The sequence below is a fragment of the Actinomycetospora sp. 2LY8.5 genome (assembly GCF_057180585.1).
Map to the genome: position 1 here is coordinate 40,437 of NZ_JBXUHE010000027.1, position 21,779 is coordinate 62,215.

Annotated in this window: 23 protein-coding genes and 1 tRNA gene; 4 read left to right on the top strand and 20 right to left on the bottom strand. The window is 71.8% G+C overall.

Features of this window, described 5'->3' with window-relative positions; translation table 11 throughout:
* Positions 1-130 precede the first annotated feature (130 nt).
* Complete coding sequence (locus tag AC2A1K_RS24120) at positions 131-1,219, top strand: LacI family DNA-binding transcriptional regulator (protein WP_483898878.1); 1,089 nt, start codon at positions 131-133, stop codon at positions 1,217-1,219.
* A gap of 1 nt (position 1,220) precedes the next feature.
* On the opposite strand, the gene AC2A1K_RS24125 is transcribed toward AC2A1K_RS24120, so the two are convergent.
* The 10 genes from AC2A1K_RS24125 to AC2A1K_RS24170 form a co-directional block, all read right to left on the bottom strand.
* Entirely contained in the window at positions 1,221-2,246 is a 1,026-nt protein-coding gene (locus tag AC2A1K_RS24125; protein WP_483898879.1) for a LacI family DNA-binding transcriptional regulator, read from the bottom strand.
* A gap of 91 nt (positions 2,247-2,337) precedes the next feature.
* Entirely contained in the window at positions 2,338-3,441 is a 1,104-nt protein-coding gene (locus AC2A1K_RS24130; protein WP_483898880.1) for a zinc-dependent alcohol dehydrogenase, read from the bottom strand.
* A gap of 3 nt (positions 3,442-3,444) precedes the next feature.
* Positions 3,445-4,725, bottom strand: coding sequence for a Tm-1-like ATP-binding domain-containing protein (locus AC2A1K_RS24135; RefSeq protein ID WP_483898881.1), 1,281 nt, complete (start codon positions 4,723-4,725; stop codon positions 3,445-3,447).
* A complete protein-coding gene (locus AC2A1K_RS24140) occupies positions 4,722-5,390 on the bottom strand; it encodes a class II aldolase/adducin family protein (RefSeq protein WP_483898882.1) in 669 nt (222 codons plus the stop codon). Before AC2A1K_RS24140 ends, AC2A1K_RS24135 begins: the two co-directional genes overlap by 4 nt.
* Entirely contained in the window at positions 5,387-6,289 is a 903-nt protein-coding gene (locus AC2A1K_RS24145; protein WP_483898883.1) for a creatininase family protein, read from the bottom strand. Before AC2A1K_RS24145 ends, AC2A1K_RS24140 begins: the two co-directional genes overlap by 4 nt.
* Positions 6,290-6,331: 42 nt before the next feature.
* The gene (locus AC2A1K_RS24150) at positions 6,332-7,387 is read right to left on the bottom strand and encodes an ABC transporter substrate-binding protein (protein ID WP_483898884.1); all 1,056 of its coding nucleotides are present in this window, start codon (positions 7,385-7,387) and stop codon (positions 6,332-6,334) included.
* Complete coding sequence (locus AC2A1K_RS24155; protein ID WP_483898885.1) at positions 7,384-8,223, bottom strand: ABC transporter permease; 840 nt, start codon at positions 8,221-8,223, stop codon at positions 7,384-7,386. Before AC2A1K_RS24155 ends, AC2A1K_RS24150 begins: the two co-directional genes overlap by 4 nt.
* A complete protein-coding gene (locus AC2A1K_RS24160) occupies positions 8,220-8,996 on the bottom strand; it encodes an ABC transporter ATP-binding protein (RefSeq protein WP_483898886.1) in 777 nt (258 codons plus the stop codon). The genes AC2A1K_RS24155 and AC2A1K_RS24160 overlap by 4 nt, the downstream gene beginning before the upstream one ends.
* A gap of 231 nt (positions 8,997-9,227) precedes the next feature.
* Positions 9,228-10,631 (bottom strand): alpha,alpha-trehalose-phosphate synthase (UDP-forming), encoded by a 1,404-nt coding sequence (locus AC2A1K_RS24165; protein WP_483898887.1) that lies wholly within the window; start codon positions 10,629-10,631, stop codon positions 9,228-9,230.
* Positions 10,597-12,126, bottom strand: a complete 1,530-nt coding sequence (locus AC2A1K_RS24170; RefSeq protein WP_483898888.1) for a threonine/serine exporter family protein — start codon at positions 12,124-12,126, stop codon at positions 10,597-10,599. Before AC2A1K_RS24170 ends, AC2A1K_RS24165 begins: the two co-directional genes overlap by 35 nt.
* Before the next feature lie 187 nt (positions 12,127-12,313).
* Between AC2A1K_RS24170 and AC2A1K_RS24175 the strand changes: the two genes are divergently transcribed.
* A tRNA-Thr gene (locus tag AC2A1K_RS24175) sits at positions 12,314-12,389 on the top strand.
* A 63-nt stretch (positions 12,390-12,452) separates the two neighbouring features.
* Here AC2A1K_RS24175 and AC2A1K_RS24180 read toward each other — a convergent pair.
* The 8 genes from AC2A1K_RS24180 to AC2A1K_RS24215 all read right to left on the bottom strand — a co-directional run bounded on the left by AC2A1K_RS24180 (position 12,453) and on the right by AC2A1K_RS24215 (position 17,345).
* The gene (locus AC2A1K_RS24180) at positions 12,453-13,676 is read right to left on the bottom strand and encodes a tyrosine-type recombinase/integrase (protein ID WP_483898889.1); all 1,224 of its coding nucleotides are present in this window, start codon (positions 13,674-13,676) and stop codon (positions 12,453-12,455) included.
* Complete coding sequence (locus tag AC2A1K_RS24185) at positions 13,676-13,858, bottom strand: helix-turn-helix domain-containing protein (protein WP_274280760.1); 183 nt, start codon at positions 13,856-13,858, stop codon at positions 13,676-13,678. The genes AC2A1K_RS24180 and AC2A1K_RS24185 overlap by 1 nt, the downstream gene beginning before the upstream one ends.
* Position 13,859: 1 nt before the next feature.
* Entirely contained in the window at positions 13,860-14,210 is a 351-nt protein-coding gene (locus AC2A1K_RS24190; RefSeq protein ID WP_483898890.1) for a hypothetical protein, read from the bottom strand.
* Positions 14,207-14,437, bottom strand: a complete 231-nt coding sequence (locus AC2A1K_RS24195; RefSeq protein ID WP_483898891.1) for a hypothetical protein — start codon at positions 14,435-14,437, stop codon at positions 14,207-14,209. The genes AC2A1K_RS24190 and AC2A1K_RS24195 overlap by 4 nt, the downstream gene beginning before the upstream one ends.
* Positions 14,434-15,696, bottom strand: coding sequence for an FtsK/SpoIIIE domain-containing protein (locus AC2A1K_RS24200; protein WP_483898892.1), 1,263 nt, complete (start codon positions 15,694-15,696; stop codon positions 14,434-14,436). Before AC2A1K_RS24200 ends, AC2A1K_RS24195 begins: the two co-directional genes overlap by 4 nt.
* Positions 15,693-16,052, bottom strand: a complete 360-nt coding sequence (locus tag AC2A1K_RS24205) for a WhiB family transcriptional regulator (protein WP_483898893.1) — start codon at positions 16,050-16,052, stop codon at positions 15,693-15,695. The genes AC2A1K_RS24200 and AC2A1K_RS24205 overlap by 4 nt, the downstream gene beginning before the upstream one ends.
* The gene (locus AC2A1K_RS24210) at positions 16,049-16,462 is read right to left on the bottom strand and encodes a hypothetical protein (protein ID WP_483898894.1); all 414 of its coding nucleotides are present in this window, start codon (positions 16,460-16,462) and stop codon (positions 16,049-16,051) included. Before AC2A1K_RS24210 ends, AC2A1K_RS24205 begins: the two co-directional genes overlap by 4 nt.
* Positions 16,463-16,568: 106 nt before the next feature.
* Positions 16,569-17,345, bottom strand: a complete 777-nt coding sequence (locus AC2A1K_RS24215) for a GntR family transcriptional regulator (protein WP_483898895.1) — start codon at positions 17,343-17,345, stop codon at positions 16,569-16,571.
* A 75-nt stretch (positions 17,346-17,420) separates the two neighbouring features.
* Here AC2A1K_RS24215 and AC2A1K_RS24220 point away from each other — a divergent pair, with 75 nt between their 5' ends.
* The gene (locus AC2A1K_RS24220) at positions 17,421-17,876 is read left to right on the top strand and encodes an NUDIX hydrolase (RefSeq protein ID WP_483898896.1); all 456 of its coding nucleotides are present in this window, start codon (positions 17,421-17,423) and stop codon (positions 17,874-17,876) included.
* A 59-nt stretch (positions 17,877-17,935) separates the two neighbouring features.
* Here the strand turns inward: AC2A1K_RS24220 and AC2A1K_RS24225 are convergent, their stop codons facing one another.
* Both AC2A1K_RS24225 and AC2A1K_RS24230 read right to left on the bottom strand, forming a co-directional pair.
* Positions 17,936-19,246 (bottom strand): Fic family protein, encoded by a 1,311-nt coding sequence (locus AC2A1K_RS24225; RefSeq protein ID WP_483898897.1) that lies wholly within the window; start codon positions 19,244-19,246, stop codon positions 17,936-17,938.
* A 111-nt stretch (positions 19,247-19,357) separates the two neighbouring features.
* On the bottom strand, positions 19,358-20,515 hold the full coding sequence (locus tag AC2A1K_RS24230) for a rolling circle replication-associated protein (protein WP_483898898.1): 1,158 nt from the start codon (positions 20,513-20,515) through the stop codon (positions 19,358-19,360).
* A gap of 609 nt (positions 20,516-21,124) precedes the next feature.
* Here AC2A1K_RS24230 and AC2A1K_RS24235 point away from each other — a divergent pair.
* Entirely contained in the window at positions 21,125-21,682 is a 558-nt protein-coding gene (locus tag AC2A1K_RS24235; protein ID WP_483898933.1) for a TIGR03086 family metal-binding protein, read from the top strand.
* Positions 21,683-21,779 lie beyond the last annotated feature (97 nt).

Here is a 21,779-nt window from a genome sequence, read left to right on the forward strand (position 1 = left end):
TGCAAACGATAACGGTTATCGATTGCGTGTGGGAGCCGCGGTTCGTCCGACCAGGTCACACCCACCGCACGGGGACGTCCATCGGTCGCCCGGAGTGGCCCTAGATCGAAACAGTCGATACGTTCGGGCAGTGGGTGAGGCACTCGAGGGGCGCCGGTCGCGGCGTACCGCCACGCTGGCCTCGCTGGCGGCGGAGCTGGGCGTGTCGCGCACCACGGTGTCGAACGCCTACAACCGCCCGGACCAGCTCTCGCCGGCGTTGCGTCGCCGCGTGCTGGACACCGCACGGCGCCTCGGCTATCCCGGCCCGGACCCGGTCGCGCGCTCGCTGCGCACCCGCAAGGCGGGAGCCGTCGGCCTGCTGCTCACCGAGGCCCTGTCGTACGCGTTCCGGGACCCGGTGGCGGTGCAGTTCCTCGAGGGGCTCGCGCTGGCCTGCGAGGACAACGGCTCGGGCCTGCTGCTCGTCCCGGTGAGCCCGGAGGCCGACGACCCCGGCGCCGTCGCGCGGGCGGGCGTCGACGGCTTCGTCGTCTACTCGATGCCCGACGACGACGACAACTTCCACGCGGTGCTCGAGCGGCCCGTCCCCGTCGTCGTCTGCGACCAGCCGACCGCGGTGCCCGACGTCGACCGCGTCGGCATCGACGACCATGCCGCGATGGTCGACATGGCCCGCCACCTCGTGGGCCTCGGCCACCGCAAGGTCGGCGTGCTCTGCATGCGCCTGTCGACCGAGCGCAACGACGGCTTCGCGACCGTCGGACGCCAGCAGCGCGCCCGCTACGAGGTCCAGCGCCGGCGTCTCGCCGGGCTGCGCGAGGGGTTCGCGGAGGCCGGGGTCGACTGGTCGACGGTGCCGGTGGTCGAGCGCTACGACCACAGCGAGTCCGCGGGGGCCGCGGCCGCGGAGCAGCTGCTCGCGCAGCACGACGTCAGCGCGATCGTGTGCACCTCGGACATCCTTGCGCTGGGCGCGCTGCGCCACGCCCGCGAGGCCGGTCGGGTCGTGCCCGACGAGCTCTCGGTCACCGGGTTCGACGGCGTCCCGGCCGCCGAGCGCGCGGAGCTCACGACGGTCCGCCAGCCGACCCTGGACAAGGGGCGCGCGGCCGGCGAGCTGCTGCTCGACCGGGGCGACCGCCAGCGCTCGCGGACGCTCCTGCTGCCCACGGACCTGCTCGCCCGCGCGACGTCGGGGCCGGCCCGCGAACGCTGAGTCAGCCGCCCGGGGCCGCCGTACTCGCCCGGATGCGCAGGGTGGTTCCCAGCACCACCGGGGCCGCGGGTTCGTGGCCGTCGATGGTGGCGAGCAGGATGTCGGCGGCCTGCGCGCCGAGGTCGTAGGTGGGCACCGAGACCGTCGTGAGCGTGGGCCGGACGTAGGTCGCCATGGGGACGTCGTCGAAGCCGATCACCGACATGTCCCGGGGCACCGACAGGCCCGCGTCGACCAGGGCCGCGTAGGCGCCGAAGGCGGCTCGGTCGTTCGCGCACACCAGCCCGGTGGGGCGCTCGTCGAGGCGGAGCAGGCCCCGGGCGGCCTGGTAGCCCCCCGTCTCGTCGAAGCCCCCGTGCGTGATCAGCGCGCCGACGGCGGGGAGCCCCGCGTCCCGCAGGGCGTCGGCGTGCCCGTCGAGCCGGTCCTGCGCGGTGCGGGACTCGGTCGGCCCGCCGATGTAGCCGATGCGGCGGTGTCCGAGCCCGGTGAGGTGCTCGGTGGCCGAGCGCTGGGCCGCCCGGTTGTCGATGCGGACCGACGGATGGTCGGTCTCGTGCCGGCCCACCGTCACGATCTTGGTCTGGTAGGTGCGCAGGGCGAGGTTCTCCGGCGGCAGCGCGGTCCCGCCGCCGGCGATGACGATGCCGTCGACGCGGGTCTTGACCAGGACCTCCAGGTATGCGGCGGCCTTCTCCAGCTGCCGGTCGGTGTTGCAGAGCACGACGCGGTACCCGTGGCGCGACGCCACGTCCTCGACCGCGCGCACGAGCGGCGGGTAGTACGGATTGGCGATGTCGGGCAGCACCAGCCCGATCGCCGAGCTGCGCTGCTGGAGCAGCGCACGGGCGAGGTCGTTGGGCCGGTAGCCCAGCTCCTCGATGGCGTGCTCCACCCGCTCGCGGGTGGACGGGCGGATCGGCGTGTCCGGGCTGGCCGGGCTGAGCACCCGCGACACCGTGGCCGTGGAGACGCCTGCCGCCGCGGCCACGTCCTTGATGCTGACCGCGGCCCTGGTCCTGGACACCGTCGGTCACCCCCTCGGTCACGGCATGCAGGGAGTAAAGCATTGCACCGGCTCCCGCCGCAGGCCCGCGAGGGGGTGACGCGATCGGCCCTCAGGTCTCGACGACCACCTTGATCGGGTCGCCGTCGCGCTCCCGCACCACACGGAACGCTTCCGTGATCTCGTCGAGCGCGAACCGGTGGGTCACCAGGTGGCCGGCGTTGAGCTGGCCCCGTCCGGCGAGCTCGACCGCACGCTTGACGTTGTTGCCCCCCTCGCCCCGCGACGTGTACAGCGTGATGTCGCTGCGCACCGCCGCGGACAGGTCGAAGGTGACCGGGCCGGGGTAGAAGGCCACGAACACGATGCGGCCGCCGCGCTTCGTGGCGCGCAGGGCCAGGTCGGGCACCGACGCCCCGCCCGAGGACTCGATCACCCAGTCGGCCCCGGCGCCCCCGGTGAGCTCGAGGATTCGCTCCACCGGGTCCTGGTTCCGGGCGTCGACGACGTGGTCGGCCCCGAGCTCGCGCCCGACCGCCAGGCGTGACTCCCGCGTGCCCACGAGGATCACCGAGCGCGCCCCGAGCTGGCGGCACAGCGCCACGGTCATCAGCCCGACCGGTCCCGGCCCCCAGACCACGACGTCCTGTCCGAGCATGTAGCCCCCCGCCACGGCGATGCCGTACAGGCCCGTGCCCGCCGTGGTGACCATGACCGAGTCCTCGAAGCCGACCGCGTCGGGCAGCCGGTAGAGGGCCTTCGTCTCGTGGACCACGTACTCGGCGAACCCGCCGTTGGCGGTGATGCCGCTGGCGCGCTGGCCCTTGCCGGGCCGCGCGTAGTTCAGGCAGGCCGTGTACAGCCCGACCACGCAGTTGTCGCAGCGGCCGCAGCCCGCGTGCACCTCGATGCACACGCGGTCGCCGACGACGAACTCGTCCACGCCCTCGCCGAGGGCGGCCACCGTGCCGGTCCATTCATGGCCGGGCGTGAACTCCCCGAACGGTGGGGTCTGGGGGAACTTCCCGTCGTAGATCTTGAGGTCGGTCGCGCACGTCCCGCACATCGCGACGCGGACCAGCACCTGGCCGGGACCGGGGACGGGTACCGGCACGTCGAGCACGCGAAGGTCCTGCGGGCCCATCAGCACGGCGGCGCGCATCTCGTCGGGCACCGTCGTGGTCGCGGGCCGGGAGAGGATCTGGGTGTCGGTCACGGGTCACACGCCTTCCCTGGGTCGGTGGCTGCTGCACAGGTCGAGGAGTCGGTCCACGGCGGCCTGGGCGAACACCGGGTCGTTGATCGTCGTGTCGAGCACCTCGACGGGGACGGTCGAGGACAGGCGGGCCCGGAGGACCTCGACGAACCGCGCGTCGCCGTCCGGGTCGTGCAGGACGCCGCCGGGGCTGCCCACCTGGGACCAGCCCCGGGCGGGGACGAGGACCGCGGCGGGACCGACGGCCGCGTCGAGCCGCTCGGCCATCACCGCGGCGACCTGCTCGAGCTCGGCGGCGTCGACGCGGACGTTGGTGTTCTGCGGGTTGTGGTGGTGGACGGCCCGCCCGCGCATCCGCGTCGGGATGGTGGCCGGCGAGCCGAAGCAGAAGTAGTGCAGCCCGCCGGGGGCGATCACCTGCGGGATGCCCGCGCGGCCCGCCGCGGTGAGCCGCCCGGGGCGCACCGGGGCGTAGACGTCCTCGGGATAGACCTCGCCCAGCAGCTCGTGGGTGGTCAGGTCGAGCACCGCGGAGAACTCGCCGGAGTCGATCAGCCGTTCCATCGCCGACCCGCAGGCGCCCGACGCGTGGAACACCACCGCCTCCCGGCCGTGCGCCTCCAGGCACGCGATCGCCGTGGTCACCGCCTGGTGCGTGTTGCCGAACGCGGTCACGGCCACGGGACGCCCCGCGCGCGACGCCGTGTCGGCGGTGACGCCGTGCGGTGGCGGGCCGGTGGCCACGGCGGCCATCCCGACCAGCGCGCCGGCCGCCGCGCGCAGCACCGGCTCGGTGACGATGTTCGGGCCGCCGAGCAGGTCGCCCACCGAGAACATCATCGTGATGTCGGCGTCGCCCACGTAGCCGCGGACGTTCCCGGAGGCCACCGTCGACACCAGGATCTTCGGCAGCCCGTACGGCAGCCCGCGCATCGCGGTCGCCGCGATCGAGGTGCCCTGGTTGCCGCCGACGGCGATCACGCCGCGCAGCCGGCCGTTCGCGTGCCAGCGGGCGAGGACGGTGGCCGCGCCGAGCGCCATCGTCTCCATGGCCTGGTCCCGGCGCACCCGCTCCCGCAGCTCCGTGGTCGTGCGCCCGGCGGTGGCCGCGACCGTCTCGGCGTCGACGTCGACCCACGCGCGCGGTGCGGGGTGCAGGCCGATGTCGACCACCCGCACCGCGGCGTCGGCGGCGCCGAGACGCCGCGCGAGGTAGCGGGCCTCCTCCTCCTTGGTGTCCACCGTGGCGAGGACCACGAGGAACCCGGCGTCGGCGCCCGTCACCCGGTGACCTCCGCCAGGGGCGCGGTGTCGACCGCGAGCGGGAGGGCGTCGACCCCCGTGCCGAGCAGCGTCATGGCGCTCAGGGCGACGCGCGCGTTGTCCTCCAGGTACTCCGTGCGGTAATGCGCGGTGCGCAGGTCGGGCCCGAGCGTCGCGGCCCCGTGCTCGGCCATGAGGACGGCGCGCACCTCCGGGTCGGCGACCTGCTCGACCATCGCCTCGGCGAGCTCCACCGAGCCGGCGGGCAGCAGCGGCACCGTCGCCACCCGCCGCAGGTGCGCCCGGGCGGCCGAGGTCACCAGCGGCATCGGCCGGTCGGCCACGGTGAAGGCGACGGCCAGCGGCGGGTGCAGGTGGGCGATCCCGCCGACCTCCGGACGCCGGCGGTAGACCTCGACGTGCCAGCGCCACTCCTTCGACGGCCGACGGCCGGTGTCCAGCACCGTGCCGTCGAGGCGCAGGAGCACGGTGTCACCGGACTCCATGTCGCCCATGCAGCCGCCGCTGGCCTTGATGAGCACGAGGTCGGTGCCGGGGACGCGCAGGCTGTTGTTGCCGCTGACCCCGGCCACCAGGCCCCGCTCCCACCCGCGCCGCGACACCGCCACGAGCTCCTCGCGCAGGACCGCCAGCAGGCCCGGATCGGCGTCGCCGGCCGCCGTCACGCCCGCTCCGGGTAGTCGCTGGAGGTGATCTCGACCTTGAACTCGCGCACCTCGTGGACGTAGTCGGTCAGGTGGGCGGCCATGCGGTCGAGCATCGCCAGGCCCTTCTCCCGGGTGGCGCGGAACGGGTTGCCGATGGTGGCCGTGTCGCTGTACTCGTGGTGCTCCATCGGCACCCAGATGTTCTCCGAGCCCTGGAACTTCACCGTCGCGGTGCCGTCGGTCTTGGAGAAGGCGTCGGTCATGTACGCGGGCGCGTGCGCCCGGTCCTGGACCGCCCGCGACATGTCGACCAGCCCCTCGGCGGTCTCCGCGGTGGCCATGAGCACCGATGTCTCCAGCTCGCTGGAGTGCCAGCCGGGCGTCTCCTCGGGGGGGTTGTCGAACAGGTCGAGGACGACCGACGCGTCCCGCTCGGTGGGGGTCTTGTAGTACGAGATGTACGCGCCGGTGTCGTAGCGCAGCTGGCGCATGACCTCGTCGATCGGCTTGGTGTTCGAGCCGTGGTGGCTGACGAACAGGATCTTGCGGAAGCCGTGGTAGATGAGGCTGCGGGCGACGTCGGTCATCACCCGGCGATACGTCTCGGCCCGCAGCGTGACCGTCCCGGCGCCCTCGAGGTGCCGGCCCATGTGGTGGGGGGAGTAGCCGAACGGTACGAGCGGCGAGTAGCAGACGTCCGCCGCGCGCGCGGTGCGCTCGACGACCTCCATGGTGACGTAGCTGTCGGTGCCCAGCGGGATGTGCGCGCCGTGCTTCTCCGTCGAGCCCATCGGAACGAGGACGACGTCCTGGTTGCCCTCCTGCAGGCGCTCCTGCACCTGGGCGTACGACATCGCGAGGATGTTGTGCTTGCGCTCGGCGTCGGCGTCGGCGTGCGTGTAATCCTTTTCAGGCATGGCGGCGGCCTCTCCTTGTCGTCGGTGGGACGGCGGGTCTGCTCAGCGCCACCGGCTGTCGCCGGTGCGCTCGCCGAGCCGGTCGACCGCGGCCCGGACAGGGCCGTCGTCCACCAGCTCGTCGACTTCGGGGGCGGCGTTCTGGAGGGCACCCAGCCGCTGCATCTCGGCGATCGTGGCGGCGATGCGCCCGCGGTCGAGCCCGGTGTTCACCGGGAACACGGCCTGCGCGACCAGCAGCGTCTCGTAGGCGGCGTCGATGACCTCGGGCGAGAACTCGGTGGCCGCGGCCACGATCCGCACCGTCTCGGCGCGGTTGGCGTACATGAAGCGGTGCGCCTCGGTGATCGCGGCGAGGAAGCGCGTCGCGGTGTCGTCGTTCTCGTCGAGCCAGCCGCGCGCGGTGAAGTAGGTGCCGTAGTGCCACTGCGGCACGATCTGGTTGAGGTCCGCGAGGACCCGCAGGTCCGGGTTGGTGCGCGTCGCGTCGACGGCCTGCTCGGTCTGGAGGATCGCCGACTGGATGCGTCCGTCCTGCAGCGCCGCCGAGTAGGACTGCGCGTCGACCGGGACGTACTGGACGTCGGAGGGCGTGAGCCCGCCGCTCTGCAGCACCAGCCGGCTCATGATCTCCCGGAAGGCGCCGACCTCCTGGACCCCGACCCGCTGTCCGCGCAGGTCCGCGGCCGTGGTGATGCTCGACGGCGTCACCGCGGACACCGTCAGCAGGTCGGTGTAGGCGCCGACGATGGCCACGTCGCCGCCGCCGGCGGCCGCGTTGACCACCGGTTCGATGCTCGCCGCCCCGATGTCCAGGGCACCCCCGACGACGCCCTGGACCACCGAGACGCCCGAGCGCAGGTTCTGCACCTCGACCCGCAGGCCCTCCCGGGCGAAGAAGCCCTGCGCCTCGGCGACGGCGATGTCGGCGTTGGCGAAGCTCGTGACCCCGGTGGGCAGGCCGACGCGCACGGTGCCGGGAGCCGACGTCGGACCGCTCGGCCGGTCGCCGAACGCCGCGCAGGCGCTCAGCAGCAGCGCCGTCACGGTCACCAGCACGAGCAGCAGGGGGCGCCGTTCGCGGCGTGTCGCGCTCACGAGTCGGCCGACCAGCGGACGACGCGACGTTCGATCGTCTCGAGCGCGGCGGTGAGGACGATGCCGAGCAACGCGATGACCACGATCGGGACGAAGGTCCGGTCGGTCTGGAAGCTGTTCGCGTTGCTGACGATGAGGTTGCCGAGCCCGGCGAACGCGGTGAAGAACTCCGCGACGATGACGCCGATCAGGGCACGCCCGATGGCGAGACGCAGGCCGGTGACGACGTACGGCAACGCGGAGGGCAGGACCAGGTCGAACCACACCCGCCGCTCGCTCGAGCAGAAGGAGCGCGCGACCTCCACCAGGCCACGGTCGACCTCCTGCACCCCGCGCATCGTGTTGATCAGCACCGGGAAGAGCACGAAATAGGTGACGACGACCGTCTTGGCCGTCGGACCGAACCCGAACCACACGACGATGACGGGGATGAGGGCGACCGCGGGCGTCGCGTAGAGGGCGTTGAGCGGGAACTCGATCGCGGCGGCGACGGAGCGGTAGCGCCCCGCGACGAGCCCGACCGCCAGCCCGATCGACATCCCGATGAGCGAGCCGACGGCCAGGACCACCAGGCTCTCGCCGAGGGCCGCCGCGAGCGTGCCGTCGGCGACCATGTCGACGAAGGCGCCGGCGATCGCGGTCGGGTAGCTCAGCAGCACGGGATTGATCGCCCGGCCGTAGAGCTCCCAGGCCACGAGGATGACGAGCACCGAGCCCAGGCGCAGGGCCCAGCGGCGCCCGGGCGACAGGGGCGCCGCGACGGCGCGGGCGGGGCGCCGGGTGCGCGTCGAGTCGCGGCCGGTGGCGGGGGTGGACGACCCCGCGAGGGCGGTCACGCCGACTCCAGGTCGCGCGTGTGACGGCCCTGCAGTGCGTTCCACAGCGTGTCGCGCAGCTCGGCGTAGCTCGGGTGGGACCGCACCGATCGTGGAGACCGCGGTCGCGGGATGTCGACGGGGACCTCGATGTCGATGCGCCCGGGCGGGCCGGCGATCACCACGATGCGGTCGGCCATGAGGATGGCCTCGTCGATGTCGTGGGTGATGAGGATGCCGGTCATCGCCTCGCTGCGCTCCCAGAGCGCGAGCACCTCGTTCTGCAGGAGCTCGCGGGTGATGGCGTCGACGGCGCTGAACGGCTCGTCGAGCAGCAGCAGGGCGGGCTCGACGGCGAGCGCCCGCGCGATCCCGACGCGCTGCTTCATGCCGCCGGAGAGCTGGTGGGGGAAGCGGTCCGCGACGTGGGCCAGGTTCATGATCTCGAGCAGGCGGGTGACGCGCTCCTGGCCGTCCTCGCGGCCCTGCACCCGCAGGCCGTACTCGACGTTGGCCCGGACCGTCTTCCACGGGAAGAGCCCGAAGTGCTGGAAGACCATGGCGATGTCCGGCGTCGGCCCGGTGACCCGGCGGCCGTCGAGGTAGACGCCGCCCTCGCACTCGAGGAGGCCGGCGACCGTGCGCAGCAGGGTCGTCTTGCCGCCGCCGGAGGTGCCGATGATGCAGACGAACTCGTGGTCGTCGACGTCGAGCGCGATCCGGCTCAGGATCTCCGTCCCGGAGAGCGTGACCGACACGTCGTCGACGACGACCTTGTGGCTCTGTGGTTGCACCGCGACCTCCGGGCGCCCTCGGGTGGACGGTCATGTAAAGCCTTTCAGAAAGGCTTTTCGCACCGTGCCACGGGACTGTGACGTGTGTCAACGAATGGCGTGCATCACTGATCGAGGTAGTCAGTCGACTGTATACGACATGGCGACCGTGTCGGCGGCGGCTCGCGGCCCCGGATCCTGCGGTTACTGGCTGGTGTCGCTCGCAGGGAGAGCGATACCAGCCAGTAGCCCTCAGGTCTCGACGCCCAGGGCCTCGAGGAACCCGGCCGCCCAGCGTTCGACGTCGTGCTCGAGCACCTGCTCGCGCAGCCGGCCCATCCGCCGCCGCGCCTCGCCGTCGTCCTGCGAGGCCGCGGCGACGATCGCGTCGGCGACGCCGTCCAGGTCGTGCGGGTTGACGAGGAACGCACCGTCGCCCAGCTCGTCGGCGGCGCCCGTGAACTCCGAGAGCACCAGCGCACCGTCGCCGTCGGCGCGGGAGGCGACGTACTCCTTGGCGACGAGGTTCATGCCGTCGCGATACGGCGTCACGAGCATGACGTCGGCCGCGCGGTAGAAGGCGACGAGCTCGTCGCGGGGGGTCGCCTGGTGCACGTAGTGCACGACCGGGTGCCCGACCGAGGCGTACTCGCCGTTGATCCGCCCGACGGTGAGCTCGATGTCGTCGCGCATCTCGGCGTAGTGCTCGACGCGCTCGCGGCTGGGCGTCGCGACCTGGATGAGCACGGTCCCGGTCGGGTCGAGGTGTCGCTTCTCCAGGACCTCGGCGAACGCCTGCAGGCGCACGTCGATGCCCTTGGTGTAGTCGAGGCGGTCGACGCCGAGCAGCACGGTGCGCGGGTCGCCGAGCTCGTGGCGCAGGGCCTCGGCGCGCTTGGCCGTGTCCGGGTCACGGGCCATCCCGTCGAGGTGCGAGGCGTCCACCGAGATCGGGTGGGCCTCGACGGCGACCGTGCGCCGGTCGGGGGTGGAGAGTCCGGTGCCGTCGGACGTCGCGGCGGTGAGGCGGGTGGCGACGCTCCGGAAGTTCTCGGCGCCCCCGGTCGTCTGGAAGCCGACGACGTCCGCGCCGAGCAGGCCCTCCACGACCGGGCGCCGCCACGGGAGCTGGGCGAACAGCTCCGCGGGCGGGAACGGGATGTGGAGGAAGAAGCCGATCCGGAGGTCCGGGCGGCGATCGCGGAGCATCTGCGGGACCAGCTGGAGCTGGTAGTCCTGCACCCAGACCGTGGCGCCCTCGGCGGCCGCCCGGGCCGCGGCGTCGGCGAAGCGCTCGTTCACCCGCCGGTAGGCCTCCCACCAGGACCGTTCGAACCGCGGCGTCGCGACGACGTCGTGGTAGAGCGGCCAGAGCGTCGCGTTGGCGAAGCCCTCGTAGTAGGCCGCGACCTCGTCGGCGCTGATCGGCACCGGCCGGATCGCGAGCCCGTCGTCGTCGAACGGCTCGGGCTCGGCGTCGGGCCGGCCCGGCCAGCCGACCCAGGCGCCGCCGCGGGCGCGCAGGGTCGGCTCCAGCGCGGTGACCAGCCCTCCGGGGCTGCGCTGCCAGGCGCCGTCGGCGTCGAGGTCGAAGGGCAACCGGTTGGCCACCACCAGCAGGTCAGAAGACCCGGGGGCGTCCTCGGCGTGCGTCACGTTCTCTGTCCTCCGCGGTGACTCCGGGCCGCAGGCGGCGGACCAGCCGCTGCAGGGGCCAGCCGATCTGCTCCCCGACCGAGACCCCGGCCGCGAGCGCGAGTCCGAAGGTCAGGGCCAGTAGGATCGTCACCGCACCCACCGCGACGCTGTTGTACGCGAGCTGGGAGAACCCGCGGTACATCGTCAGACCGGGCAGGAGCGGCGTGATCCCGGCGATCACCAGCACCAACGGGGGAGTACCCAGCATGCGGGGCAGGATCATCGCGACGAGCCCGAGTGCGGCCGCCGCGAGGGCCGCCGCCACGACCTCGCCGGCGCCCAGGATGCCGAGCAGCGCGTATCCGCCCCACGCCACGGCGCCCGCGAGCGCCGCGAGGGGGAGCGAACGCCACGGGGCGTAGGCCGAGAGGGCGAACAGCATGCCGGCCGCCGCGGCCGCCAACAGCGAGATCGGGTGCAGCGACGGGGCCGGCCCCGGAGGCACGACGGCCGCGTAGGCGCCCGCGTCCGTGCCGAGGACCGCGCCGAGGAGCTTGATGCTGACGACGACGCCGACCAACAGACCCGCCGAGGCGAGCACGACCTCGACGGCGCGTCCGGCCGCCGTCAGCGGGAAGCCGGAGATCGCGTCCTGCACCAGGCCGACCAGGGACAACCCGGAGAGCAGCACGACGATGCCGGCCGCGATGACGAACGCGGGCGAGTCGTCGAGCGTCCCGGTCCAGGCCAGCGTCGTCGCGCTCAGCGTCACGATGGCGGCGCCGACCATCTGCTGGAAGAACATCGGCACCCGCCGGCGTCCCAGCCAGCGGGCGACGCCCCAGACGACGCCGGTGGCCACCGCGGCCAGCAGGGCGACGAACAGGCCACCGCCGAGGAGGAACGCGACCGCCCCGGCGAACAGCGACCGGGCGATCGCGGCGACGAAGCGCGGGTACGGGTGCGGCGCGCGCACGGCGTGCCCGAGGCGCGTGATCGCGTCCTCGACGCGCATCGGCTCCTCGCGGTCGACGATCGCGGAGATGATCTCGTCGACCTCGGTGAGGCGTGTGTAGTCCTGGGTCCGGTACCGGACGTTGCGCATCGTCGTCACCGGACCGGCCTCGTTGCCGCGGTGACAGCACATGGTGATCGTCGAGAACGCGATGTCGACGTCGCAGGCCGGCAGGCCGTACGCGCCGGCGATCGCGAGCATCGTGTCGTGCGCGACCGCCGCACCGGCGCCGGAGGCGATCTGCACCTCGCCGATGCGCAGCGCGAGGTCGAGCACGCGCAGCACCAGCGTGTCGTCGGCGACCGCCGGCCCGGTGACCACCGGGAGGAGGTTGTCGCGGACGGTCGGTGCGTCCACGGCGGCGCGACGGATGTCGTCTACGGGGAACTGTCGACGGAGCGAGCCGCGGGCTCGCTGGGCCACCCCCACGGGCGGACCTTCCTCTCCCTGCTCGTCGGAGTGCTCGAACCGCGGACGGGGCACCCCGGGAATCTTCATCAAGGCCACCTGCCCAGACGTGCGGGACTCGATCAGGGTTGCCGGGCCGGAGCGTGCGCCACGTCCCATCCCGACGGGGCGTTGGCGACCCCCGCCCGACCACCGTGCCGACCGACCGAGACTACTTCCTGCACCTGTGGGCGGGGTCTCTCCTCGCACATCGGAGCCTCGTAGGATGGGCCTCCGTGCCGGCGTAGCTCAATCGGCAGAGCACTCGCCTTGTAAGCGAAAGGTCCGGGGTTCGATTCCCCGCGCCGGCTCCAGGTCAGACCGGGTGTCTTGCCCGGACCATGATCGCGATGTAGCAACGCGTGTAGCAACAGCCATCACAGCTCCTTCCACTCGATGGCGTCGAGGGCCTGGCGCATGGCGTCGAGGTTGGTGTGGGCGTAGATCGCCATGGTCACGTCGATGTGGGCGTGGCGGGCGATGGCCTGGACGACGTGCGGCGGCGTGCCGAGGTCGAGCAGCAGGCTGACGACGGTGTGCCGCAGGTCGTGGAGGCGGACGTCGGGCATGCCGGCCAGCTCGCGGACGCGCTCGAAGTCGCGGCCGAGGTTGCGGGGCTCGGTGGGCGTGCCGACGGTCGAGGCGAACACGAGGCCGCGGTCCTGCCAGGCGTCGCCGGCCGTGATCCGCTCCTCCTCCTGCCGGGTGCGGTGCTCTTCCAGGACCCGGCGGGTGACCTTCGGGAGCGGGATGGTCGCCTCGGAAGCCTCGGTCTTGGCCTCGGCGACGTAGAGCCGGCCGGCCGCGCGCTGGACGGTCTGGGCGATCGTGACCGTCGCGCGGTCGAAGTCGAGGTCCTGCCAGCGGAGTCCGAGCAGCTCGCCGTGCCGCAGCCCGAGGGTCGCGGCGACGACGTAGAGCGCGTAGTGGCGCCGGCCCTTGGCCGCCTGCAGGAGCTTGTGCGCCTGCGCGACCGTGAGGCCCTTCCCGACCTTGTAGCGCGGGACCGAGACCCGGACGAGCTTGGCGACGTTGCGCGTCACCAGCTCCTCGCGCTCGGCGGCCGCGAGGCCGTTGCGGAGCACGGCGTGGACGTACTGGACCTGGCGCTGGGACGGCCGACGCCCGCAGCAGCGTCCGACCGAGCAGCAGCGGTCCTCCTCGGGCCGCCGGACGTCGAGGCCGTGCATGCAGCAGAGACACCGCTCGCGGACACCGGCCATGAACGCGCGGACGTGGGCCGCCGTCAGCCGGGGGAGCGCCTTCCGACCCAGCCCCGGGACGATGTAGAGCCGGACGGCGTTCTCGTAGCCGACGTATGTCGTGGGCCGGCGCTCCTCGCGGACGGTGACCAGCCAGCGCTCGAACCACTGCGCGACGCTGAACGAGCGGTCCGGGACCGGGATGCCGTGGGCCGAGTTGACCTTGCGCTCGTCGAGCTTAGCCCGGACCTCGTCGAAGCTGGAGCCGTAGACGGGCCGGCGCTTGATCTGCCCAGACGAGGTGTAGACGTAGGCGCTCCCGACCCACTTGCCGTCGCTGGAGCGCTGGTAGATCGACCCCTCCCCGTTGGCGCGCCGGGGCCGCTTCTCGCCGGCCATCAGGCGGGCTCCATGTCGAGCAGGCGGGCGACGTACTCCTCCAGCGCGCCGCGCGGGATGCGCCGGGACCCGCCGATCTTGACCGAGCGGAGGTCGTGATTGCGGAGCAGGTCGTAGACCTTGCACCGGCTGATCTTGAGCAGCTCGGCGGCTTCCTCGGCCGTGTAGAGCAGCGCGTCCATGTCAGTCCTCCGAGAGCCGGCGGCCGAGGTGGCCGAGGTGGTTGTGGGCGTGGGTGAGGTGGCCGGCGGCGTCGCCGAGCGCGGTGCGGGCGTCGTCGACCTCGGCTCCGGCGAGCTGGAGCAGCCAGGCGACGTCGGCGCCGCGGTCGTCGTCGTGCTCGGCGGGGTCGGCGCGGCGCAGCGAGCGCGACAGGAAGTCGAGGACCTGGGGGAGGCGCTGGGCCAGCTCGACGAGGTTGCCGACGACGACGGCCGCCTGGGGCCCGTCGAGGGCGCCGCGCATGGTGGCGTGGTTGGCGCTGCGGACGGCCTCGGCGGCACGCTCGATGTCGCGGGCGACGAGGTTGGTCATCGCTGGACCTCCTCGGGTGCGACGTCGGCGGCGCGGTCGGTGGCGGCGCCGAGCTGGTGGGCGAACTCGCCGGCGCTGCTCGATACCGCCGGGCCGAGGGTGGGGAAGGCGGCGAAGAGCAGGACGAGGGTCACGACGCCGGAGACGAGCGCGGGGGCGGCCTTGTGGCTCTTGATGAGCAGGGCGGTGACGAGGCCGGCAATGATGACGATCGCGATGAGGTTCATCGGTGGGCCCGCCGTCCGTGCGCGGCGATGCGGTCGCAGTACTCGCCGTAGTCGCCGAGGTAGGGCACACGGATGCGCTGGCAATCGCGCCCGAGCCCGGAGAGGTAGGCGACGCCGGGGTCGGCGTTGGCGTGCTCCTGTCCGAGCGGGCGGGCGTCGGTGCCGTGGAGCATCTCCAGTGAGTCCGCCGGCACCCGGAAGGACAGCCGGAGGGCGAACTGGTCGCGGGCGTAGCCGCCGCCCACGGCGGTGGCCTCGAACCGCTGGGCCAGCATCAGGACCCGGAACGCGGCCTTGCGGCCCTCGGAGAGCAGCCGCAGCACGGCAGTGCGGATGCGCTCGCCGACCGGGACACCCTCGCCGCGCTTGGGCTTGGGCCCGTCGGCGGCGCGCAGCAGGCCGGGGAACTCCTCAAGTACCACCAGGACCGTCGGGCACTCCGGCGACGGCTCGATCTTGTCCCGGCGCGGCGGGATCGTCTCCAGCCGGCGGTCCATCTCGGCCACGAGGTCCTCCAGGAGGACGGCGTGGGCGGCGATGTCGCCGGTGCCGGTGACCTGGTGGGGCCGGTGGGCGGTGTCGTCCCACGCCTTACCGAGCAGCAGGCCGGTGATGTCCGAGCCCGTCACGAGGACGTCGGAGGCCGCGGCGAGCTGGACGAGCAGCCCGTAGGTGAACACCGACTTCCCGGACCCGTTCATGCCCTGCACCGCGAGGTGCGCCGGGTCGGTGATCGCGTGGCCGAGGGTCGTGGCGTCCTCGGTGCGTCCGAGGATCACCGACTCGGCGCCCGAGGCCACGGTCACGGGTGGGAGGCCGAAGCCGTCGCGGAGCGGGTCGGCGTCGAGCAGGTGCAGCCGCACCCAGCGCCCCGCGATCGGTTCGACCCGCAGGGCGTGGGCGCCGAGGGTGTGCGCGAGGCGGGCGCCGTTCTCGCCCTTGGTGAAGTCGGCCGGTTCCTGGCCGGCCATGAGTTCGACGGTGAAGGAGGTCGGTGGGCCGAGGCGGACCTCCCCGACGCGCGGGGTGCGGATGGTGACGCCGGCGGCGACGTGGACGTACTGGCACAGCGCGATGCCGGTGCAGGCCTCGCGGAACGCCGCCTTGAGGGAGGCGGCGAACGCCAGCACGGAGGCTTCGTAGTCGCGGCGGGCGCGCTCGGCGCGGAGCCGGGCGAAGAGCCCGGGGCGGTGGGCGCCGGGCCCGCGGGTGCGCCCGGAGCGGTGCTCGAGGCGGCGGGTGTGCTCGAGGGCGGTCATCGGAGGGTCCTCTCGGTGCAGCCTGAGCAGAGCTGGCCGTCCACGGCGGGCATGGGGAACAGCAGCGCGCAGCCGGAGCACATGGGCTCGGCGTCGGCGACCGGATCGGGGACGCCGGCCAGGCGGGCGCGGCGGATGGCGCGACGGTCGGTGGGTGTGGTGGCGGCCCAGAGGCCGTAGTCCTGGCCGGTGTCGAGGGCCCAGCGCAGGCACTCGGTGGCGACCGGGCAGCCGCCGCAGATCGGGGCGACGGCGATCCGGTGGCGGGCGACGATGGTGCTGGTGTCGTCCTCGGAGGGTGGGAAGAACAGGTCGGGGTCGGTGTCGCGGCAGGCCGCGTCGGTCTGCCAGGTCATGACGCCGCCGCCTCGGACTGGGGCGCCTGCTTGGTGCCGCGGGCGCCGCTCCCGGTTGCGGACAGCGGCCGGACCTCCTGGGCGCGGTACCAGACCTGCGCCCCGATGGCCTGGCCCTCGCGGTTCTTCTTGTCCATGACGCCGATCTCGAAGCCCACGAGCTGCACCGGGGTGGCCGGGGCGAGGTCCTCGCCCGGGTCCCGCTCGGCGGCGATGCCGACGGTCACGATCTCGTTGGTCGGGCGCCCGAACTGCCGGAAGCACGCCGCGAACTGGAGCTGCCACTTGGGCAGCCCGTCCTTGGTCGTCTCCTGCCGGTAGTTGTCGCCGAACGCCGTCTTGGGCCCGGACGACAGGAACATCAGCCACTCGAAGGTGGCGGCCTGGTCGATGACGTAGTTCTGGATCACTGCTTCTCCTCGCTCGAACTCCTCTAGACGACTTGAGACTAGCAGTAGTCAGATAGACGTCTAGAGGAGTGGTGCCTCGCTGTTACGAAGCCGTTGTACGGCCTGGTCAGCGCGCCGGGACCTCGTACTCCAGCACGTAGGCGGGTGCGGCCTTGAGGGTGTCGCAGACCTCCAGTGGCCGCCCGGTCGTGTCGTAGGCGGTGCGCACGAGGACGACCACGGGCACGCCGTCGGTGAGCTGGAGCCGGCGGCGCTCCTCCGCGCTGGGCATGCGGGCCGAGACCTCTTCGGTGAAGTGGTCCAGCTCGAAGCCCATGTCCTCCAGTCGCGCGTAGATGCCGCCGGGGCCGGTGTCGGCCTCGACGATGGGGGAGCCGGCGGCGACGGAGGCGGGCAGGTAGGAGACGGCCGTCTCGACTGGCTGCCCGTCAGCGAGGTAGCGCCGCGACCGGCTCACGACTTCCTCGCCGTCGGACAGGCGCAGCCGATCGCGAATCTCTGGTGTGGCCGGTCCGGTCGCGATCTCCATCTGGTCGACTTTCGGGGTGAACCCGACCTTCTCCGCCTCGACGCTGAACGCCGCCAACCCACGCTCGCGGTGACGTCGGGCGAAGCGCTCGGAGGCGAGCCGGCGCACCTGGACCGGAGGGCGGACGAACGTGCCCCGCCCGTGTTCGGCGACCACCCGCCCCTCGTTGCGCAGCTCCTGCACCGCTTGGCGAACGGTCATGCGAGCGACGCCGTAGTTCTCGATGAGCTCGGCCTCGCTGGGCAGCTTGTCCCCAGCCACGAGGTCCCCGTGGTCGATGGCCGCGCGCAGGTGGTCCGCGATCTGCCGGTACGGCGGCCGGTCGTCCGCGCGGTCGATGACCCCGAGCTGCACGACTCCTCCAGACGACTGGACCTCTACGATCGGTGCCGAACGCTACCGAACGGTGACGAACGTCAGGAGGCGACAGTGGCGGACACGCCCAAACACTCGGTCAGCGTCGCCGGCATCGTCATCGACGACCAGGACCGCGTCCTCGTCATCCAGCGCCGCGACAACGGACACTGGGAACCCCCAGGAGGGGTGCTCGAACTCGACGAGACGCCCGAGCAGGGCGTGAGGCGCGAGGTGTTCGAGGAAACAGGTTTGGAGGTCAGCGTTGACCTCCTCTCAGGAGTTTACAAGAACATGAGCCGAGGAATCATCTCGCTCGTGTTCCGCTGCCATCCGACGGGCGACACGGAAGCCTCGTTCTCGGTCGAGGCCAAGTCTATCTCGTGGTGGACTCTCGCGATGGTCGACGCAGGAATGACGGAGGCTTACGCCGTGCGAGTGCGAGACGCGTTCTCGCCCCATGTGGCTGTACGCGCTCATGATGGCGCCAGGCTGGTTGGTTATGACGAGGTAGTGAAGCAACGAACCTAATGCACTGGTCGTGGGCTCCTGGGGCCGTAGCAATTCGTGGGAGACCTCCAAGCTCCTCGTCATTTGCCTTCGAGACGGGGCGGAGGTAAGGCCGGAACTTCGCGATTTGGTGGTGAATCACGAGTGTCCCACCTGGTGCTAGCTAGTTGTCGTTCCGTTAAAGTCAAGAGGTCGAATACTTCCATCGCGAGGTACCCGGTAGTTCCGCGTTCTACTTGTCGTCTGGTGAGTACGCCAGCGTCGGCGAGGGCCTCGAGGGCGTCACGTGCTTGAGGAAACGAGATTCCGAGGACGCTCTCAACCGTACGGGTTGTAGCTAGCGGCATTTCCGGCATGAGATCGATTAGCCGCGCTACCGCCGAGTCCGACCGCGGGCGACCGCGTATGCCAGCAGCTTCTCGACTAGCGGCGAGTCTCTCGTGCCAGTGGGTACGCATATCCGCGAGTTCGGCAGCGAACTGACTTGCTTGCTCCACTGCCGTGAGCGTCGCATCGAAGAATAGCTCTATCCAAGTCTCTTGAGCTGCATTTGCGTCCTGGGAGCCGGCTTCCGAGCTGTACCGGTAAGAGGTTAGGGCTGCGATGTATTCGTCTGACCGAGTAAGGAGTACGAGGCTGATGGGAAGGATTGCGGATGGAGTGAGTCCGCGACGCGTCAAGACCGTATGCAAGAGGGCGCGGCCGACTCTGCCGTTTCCGTCCGCGTATGGATGGATGGTCTCGAACTGAGCGTGCACCAGGGCTGCTTGCACGAGAGGCGCGTGCAATCCCCCCGACGCGTAGTCAGCAAGGTCGGCCATCAAACCCTCGACTAGCTCCCACGGAGGGGGTACGAATTCGGCATCTAGCGGGTGATAGTCGCTTCCGCCGATCCAGTTTTGTTTCTTTCGCAGGCCTTGGAGGTGTTCCTCCGGCAGCAGGGATCGATGGAGTGCGTCGATCCCCTCAATGGTAACGCGAGGTGCCCGCGCTAACTCCGATGCGGCCGCTCGAAGCACGGTTATGTTATTCGCTACGAGCCGAGCGCTGTCTGTGAAGTTTCCCTGGTTGATACCTTCGGATGAGGCGAGTTCTGCCATGGCCACCTGCGCCGCAGAAACCTTGAGACCTTCAATCCGAGACGAGGCGAGGGCCTCAGATCGTAGTAAGAAGCGTGCGAGGCCCTCCAAGCTTCCCGCCTCAGGCCCTACGGTGAGGCGACGTACAGCGTCCTCGACCTGCGCGGCTCGCGCCGATAGCTCAGGCCGCAGGACCAGAGGTCGGTCCTGGAGGCGGTCTGGGAGATACACTGAGTACCGGCCGTCTCGGCGGTCCTTCCTAGCGGGTGCATCTAGCCGTGACTCCCAGTGTCTCGGCTCCCAACCGGCCATGGGGTTATCCCTTCATGGATCGTGGCCCCGTTAAGGCTTCGCCTCCCAAAGCTTAACGTCGTGGCCTGGCGTGAAGGGATAAGGGCCAAACCAGCACTAGACTGGTACTGCTTAGAGGCCCGCTGGCCTGCGAAAACCCTCCAACTGGGGGGTTGCTCGAAGGCTAGACGGAGGTCGCAGCCAACGAGCGATCTTCACGGCAAGGACCGGAGCTTGGTTGACCGCGACCCATCCGCGGTTGCCGTTGGTCAAGAGGCGGACGCGTGAGCGGGAGCGCCGGTAGTAGATGCGTCCGGTGGTTTGGTCGACGCGCTGCACCCACCGCGACTGGATGCGACCTTGGGCGCGGGCCCAGCGGCGGGCGATGCGTCCGGCACGGATGCCGTCCTCGGGGGAGACGTGGACGGTGCGGACGGCGCGGTGGAGGGTCCAGACGCCCCAGAAGCGGCCGGGGCCGGTGCCGGGTTCGGACCACTCAGGCGGGACGTGGTGCTGGTACTCCTTTGATGCCATGAGTCCGTGCTTCGTGAAGTAGGCCGCGACCCGGCGCGGGTCGGTCGCGCGCAGGCCCTCGGCGTAGTCCAGGGCGGTGCCGGCGCGTTCGTGCCGGCGGCGCTGTTCGGGGTCGGGGTGGTCGGCGACGTCGGCCCACGCCGCGGAGAGCCAGACGGCGAAGGTCTCTCCGGTGGTGCGGGCGCGCCCGTGGGGCGGGGTGCAGAGCATGTGCACGTGCGGGGCGCCCCGTCGCTGGAACTCCAGCTTCCACACGCACGCCCACTCCTCACCCCACGCGCGCACGTAGCGCTTGCGCAACGCCTTCAGGTGCCTCTTCAGGTCCTGCCCGGTGGGGACGACCGTCAGCCAGTCGCCGGGATAGGTCAGGGTCACCATCGCCGGCAGCCGGCCCGAGGCGTAGAGCGGGGTGTAGTCCAGCTCGCAGAGCCGGCGCACCATGTTCGCCCGCGACTTCCGCGACCAGGACGTGATCGCCGTCCGCGGCGTCGGGGGTTCGGGCCACTCGCCGGTGGCGATGTGCGCGGCCACCGCAGCGTCGATGTCCTTCACGTGCGCCGCGTGGGCCCGTTCGGCGGTGCGTTCGCGCCGGGCCCAGTCGTGGCAGGCGACAGCGAAGATGCCGGGTCCGACGGTCAGCTCCCACCGCGGCCCTTCCGCGAGGGTCCCGGGCTCCTCGCGGATCGCGGGCAGCATCGCGGCGGCCGCGTCGACAAGCTCCGGGGAGGGGAACGCCGGGGTCCACAGCCCCGCCACCGAGTCCGGGACCGTTGTCTCGTCGAGGTCGTCAGGCTTCGTGCCGGCGTGGTCGTTGGGCCCGCGGCCCGATATGGCACATAGAACAAGCCCAGGCCGGCCGCCTTCGGCGACCGGGGCGGCCGGGTCGGACGCGGCCGGCTTCCGCCGGCCGCTCCTGTCTTCGACCCGCGCCGGCGGGCCGGCCTCGCCTCCCACGGCCGCCACGAACGGCGAGGGCGAGCCAGCGGGCGTGTACGTGCGCCACGGATCAGGCAGGGCGGGCAGCGACCGTCGCGACGTGCGAGCCGGCGACGATGACGAGGACGCGCGGAACCGCGTGCTCGAGGTGGGGGAGTGGGACACGGCGAGGCCTCTCGGTGAGGCCGGCTCGCGCTGCGTGTGACCGGGTGCGGACGCGCCGCATCGCCACAGGACCCGTCGGGGGTCCGCGGTGGGCGCCTCAGAAGGGCCGTCGTCTCGCGGCCCTGGCGGTCAGTGCGGCGAGACGGCGATGTGCGGGACCAGAGCGTCGCCGCTCGGACGACTGCCGAGGGGAGCAAGGCCGGACGGAGTCGTCTCCTGCGTCACCCGCCCGAGGTGCGGGAAACTCGGCCAGTGCGGCCGACCGTGGCGCTGATCCAAGCCTTGATCGAGACCGAGGCAGCCTTCGGACGTCTGACTGTTCTGGACATGGCGCGACCGACGTGCTGCCTTGGTTGGAACGTGCGTCAGGTCCTCAACCACCTGACCGCGACCACCAGCAAGTTCGCCGCCTTCGCCGCCGGCGAGACCGACGCACCGCGAACACCATCGGGCGACCTGCTCGGCTCCGACCCGGCGCGTGCGTTCGCGGCGACGGCGTTCACCGCGCGGCGGGCCTGGGCCTCGGTCGACCTGTCGCGCACATGCCATCTGCCGTTCGGCACGTTCACCGGCGAGCAGGCCGCGGGCATCAACCTCTTCGACCTGCTCGCGCACTACTCGGACATCGGCCACGCCGTGGGCACGGCGATCACCGGCCCGGTCGAGGTGTGGCTCACCGCGCTCGATGCGGCCCGCCAGATCGTCGGTGATGAGGACCGCGACCTCAACCACTACGCCCCAGCACAGCAAGTCCCGCCCGCGGCGCCCGCGTCCGAGCAGCTCCGCGCCTACCTCGGCCGCGCCCCGAGTGCCGGCTCGTGACAAGACAGCAGGGCGCTCCGCCCCTGCACCCCGGGCACCACCTCGGGAGAGGTCCAGGTGGACGAGCGCGGCCGCGGGAATGAGGTGGTCGGGACGG

Coding starts and splice junctions, on each gene's coding strand:
- AC2A1K_RS24190 (WP_483898890.1), bottom strand. CDS start 14,210: ATGACCAACCTCGTCGCCCGCGACATCGAGCGTGCCGCCGAGGCCGTC.
- AC2A1K_RS24225 (WP_483898897.1), bottom strand. CDS start 19,246: ATGGCCGGTTGGGAGCCGAGACACTGGGAGTCACGGCTAGATGCACCC.
- AC2A1K_RS24195 (WP_483898891.1), bottom strand. CDS start 14,437: ATGAACCTCATCGCGATCGTCATCATTGCCGGCCTCGTCACCGCCCTG.
- AC2A1K_RS24205 (WP_483898893.1), bottom strand. CDS start 16,052: ATGACCTGGCAGACCGACGCGGCCTGCCGCGACACCGACCCCGACCTG.
- AC2A1K_RS24200 (WP_483898892.1), bottom strand. CDS start 15,696: ATGACCGCCCTCGAGCACACCCGCCGCCTCGAGCACCGCTCCGGGCGC.
- AC2A1K_RS24185 (WP_274280760.1), bottom strand. CDS start 13,858: ATGGACGCGCTGCTCTACACGGCCGAGGAAGCCGCCGAGCTGCTCAAG.
- AC2A1K_RS24145 (WP_483898883.1), bottom strand. CDS start 6,289: ATGCCTGAAAAGGATTACACGCACGCCGACGCCGACGCCGAGCGCAAG.
- AC2A1K_RS24180 (WP_483898889.1), bottom strand. CDS start 13,676: ATGGCCGGCGAGAAGCGGCCCCGGCGCGCCAACGGGGAGGGGTCGATC.
- AC2A1K_RS24170 (WP_483898888.1), bottom strand. CDS start 12,126: ATGAAGATTCCCGGGGTGCCCCGTCCGCGGTTCGAGCACTCCGACGAG.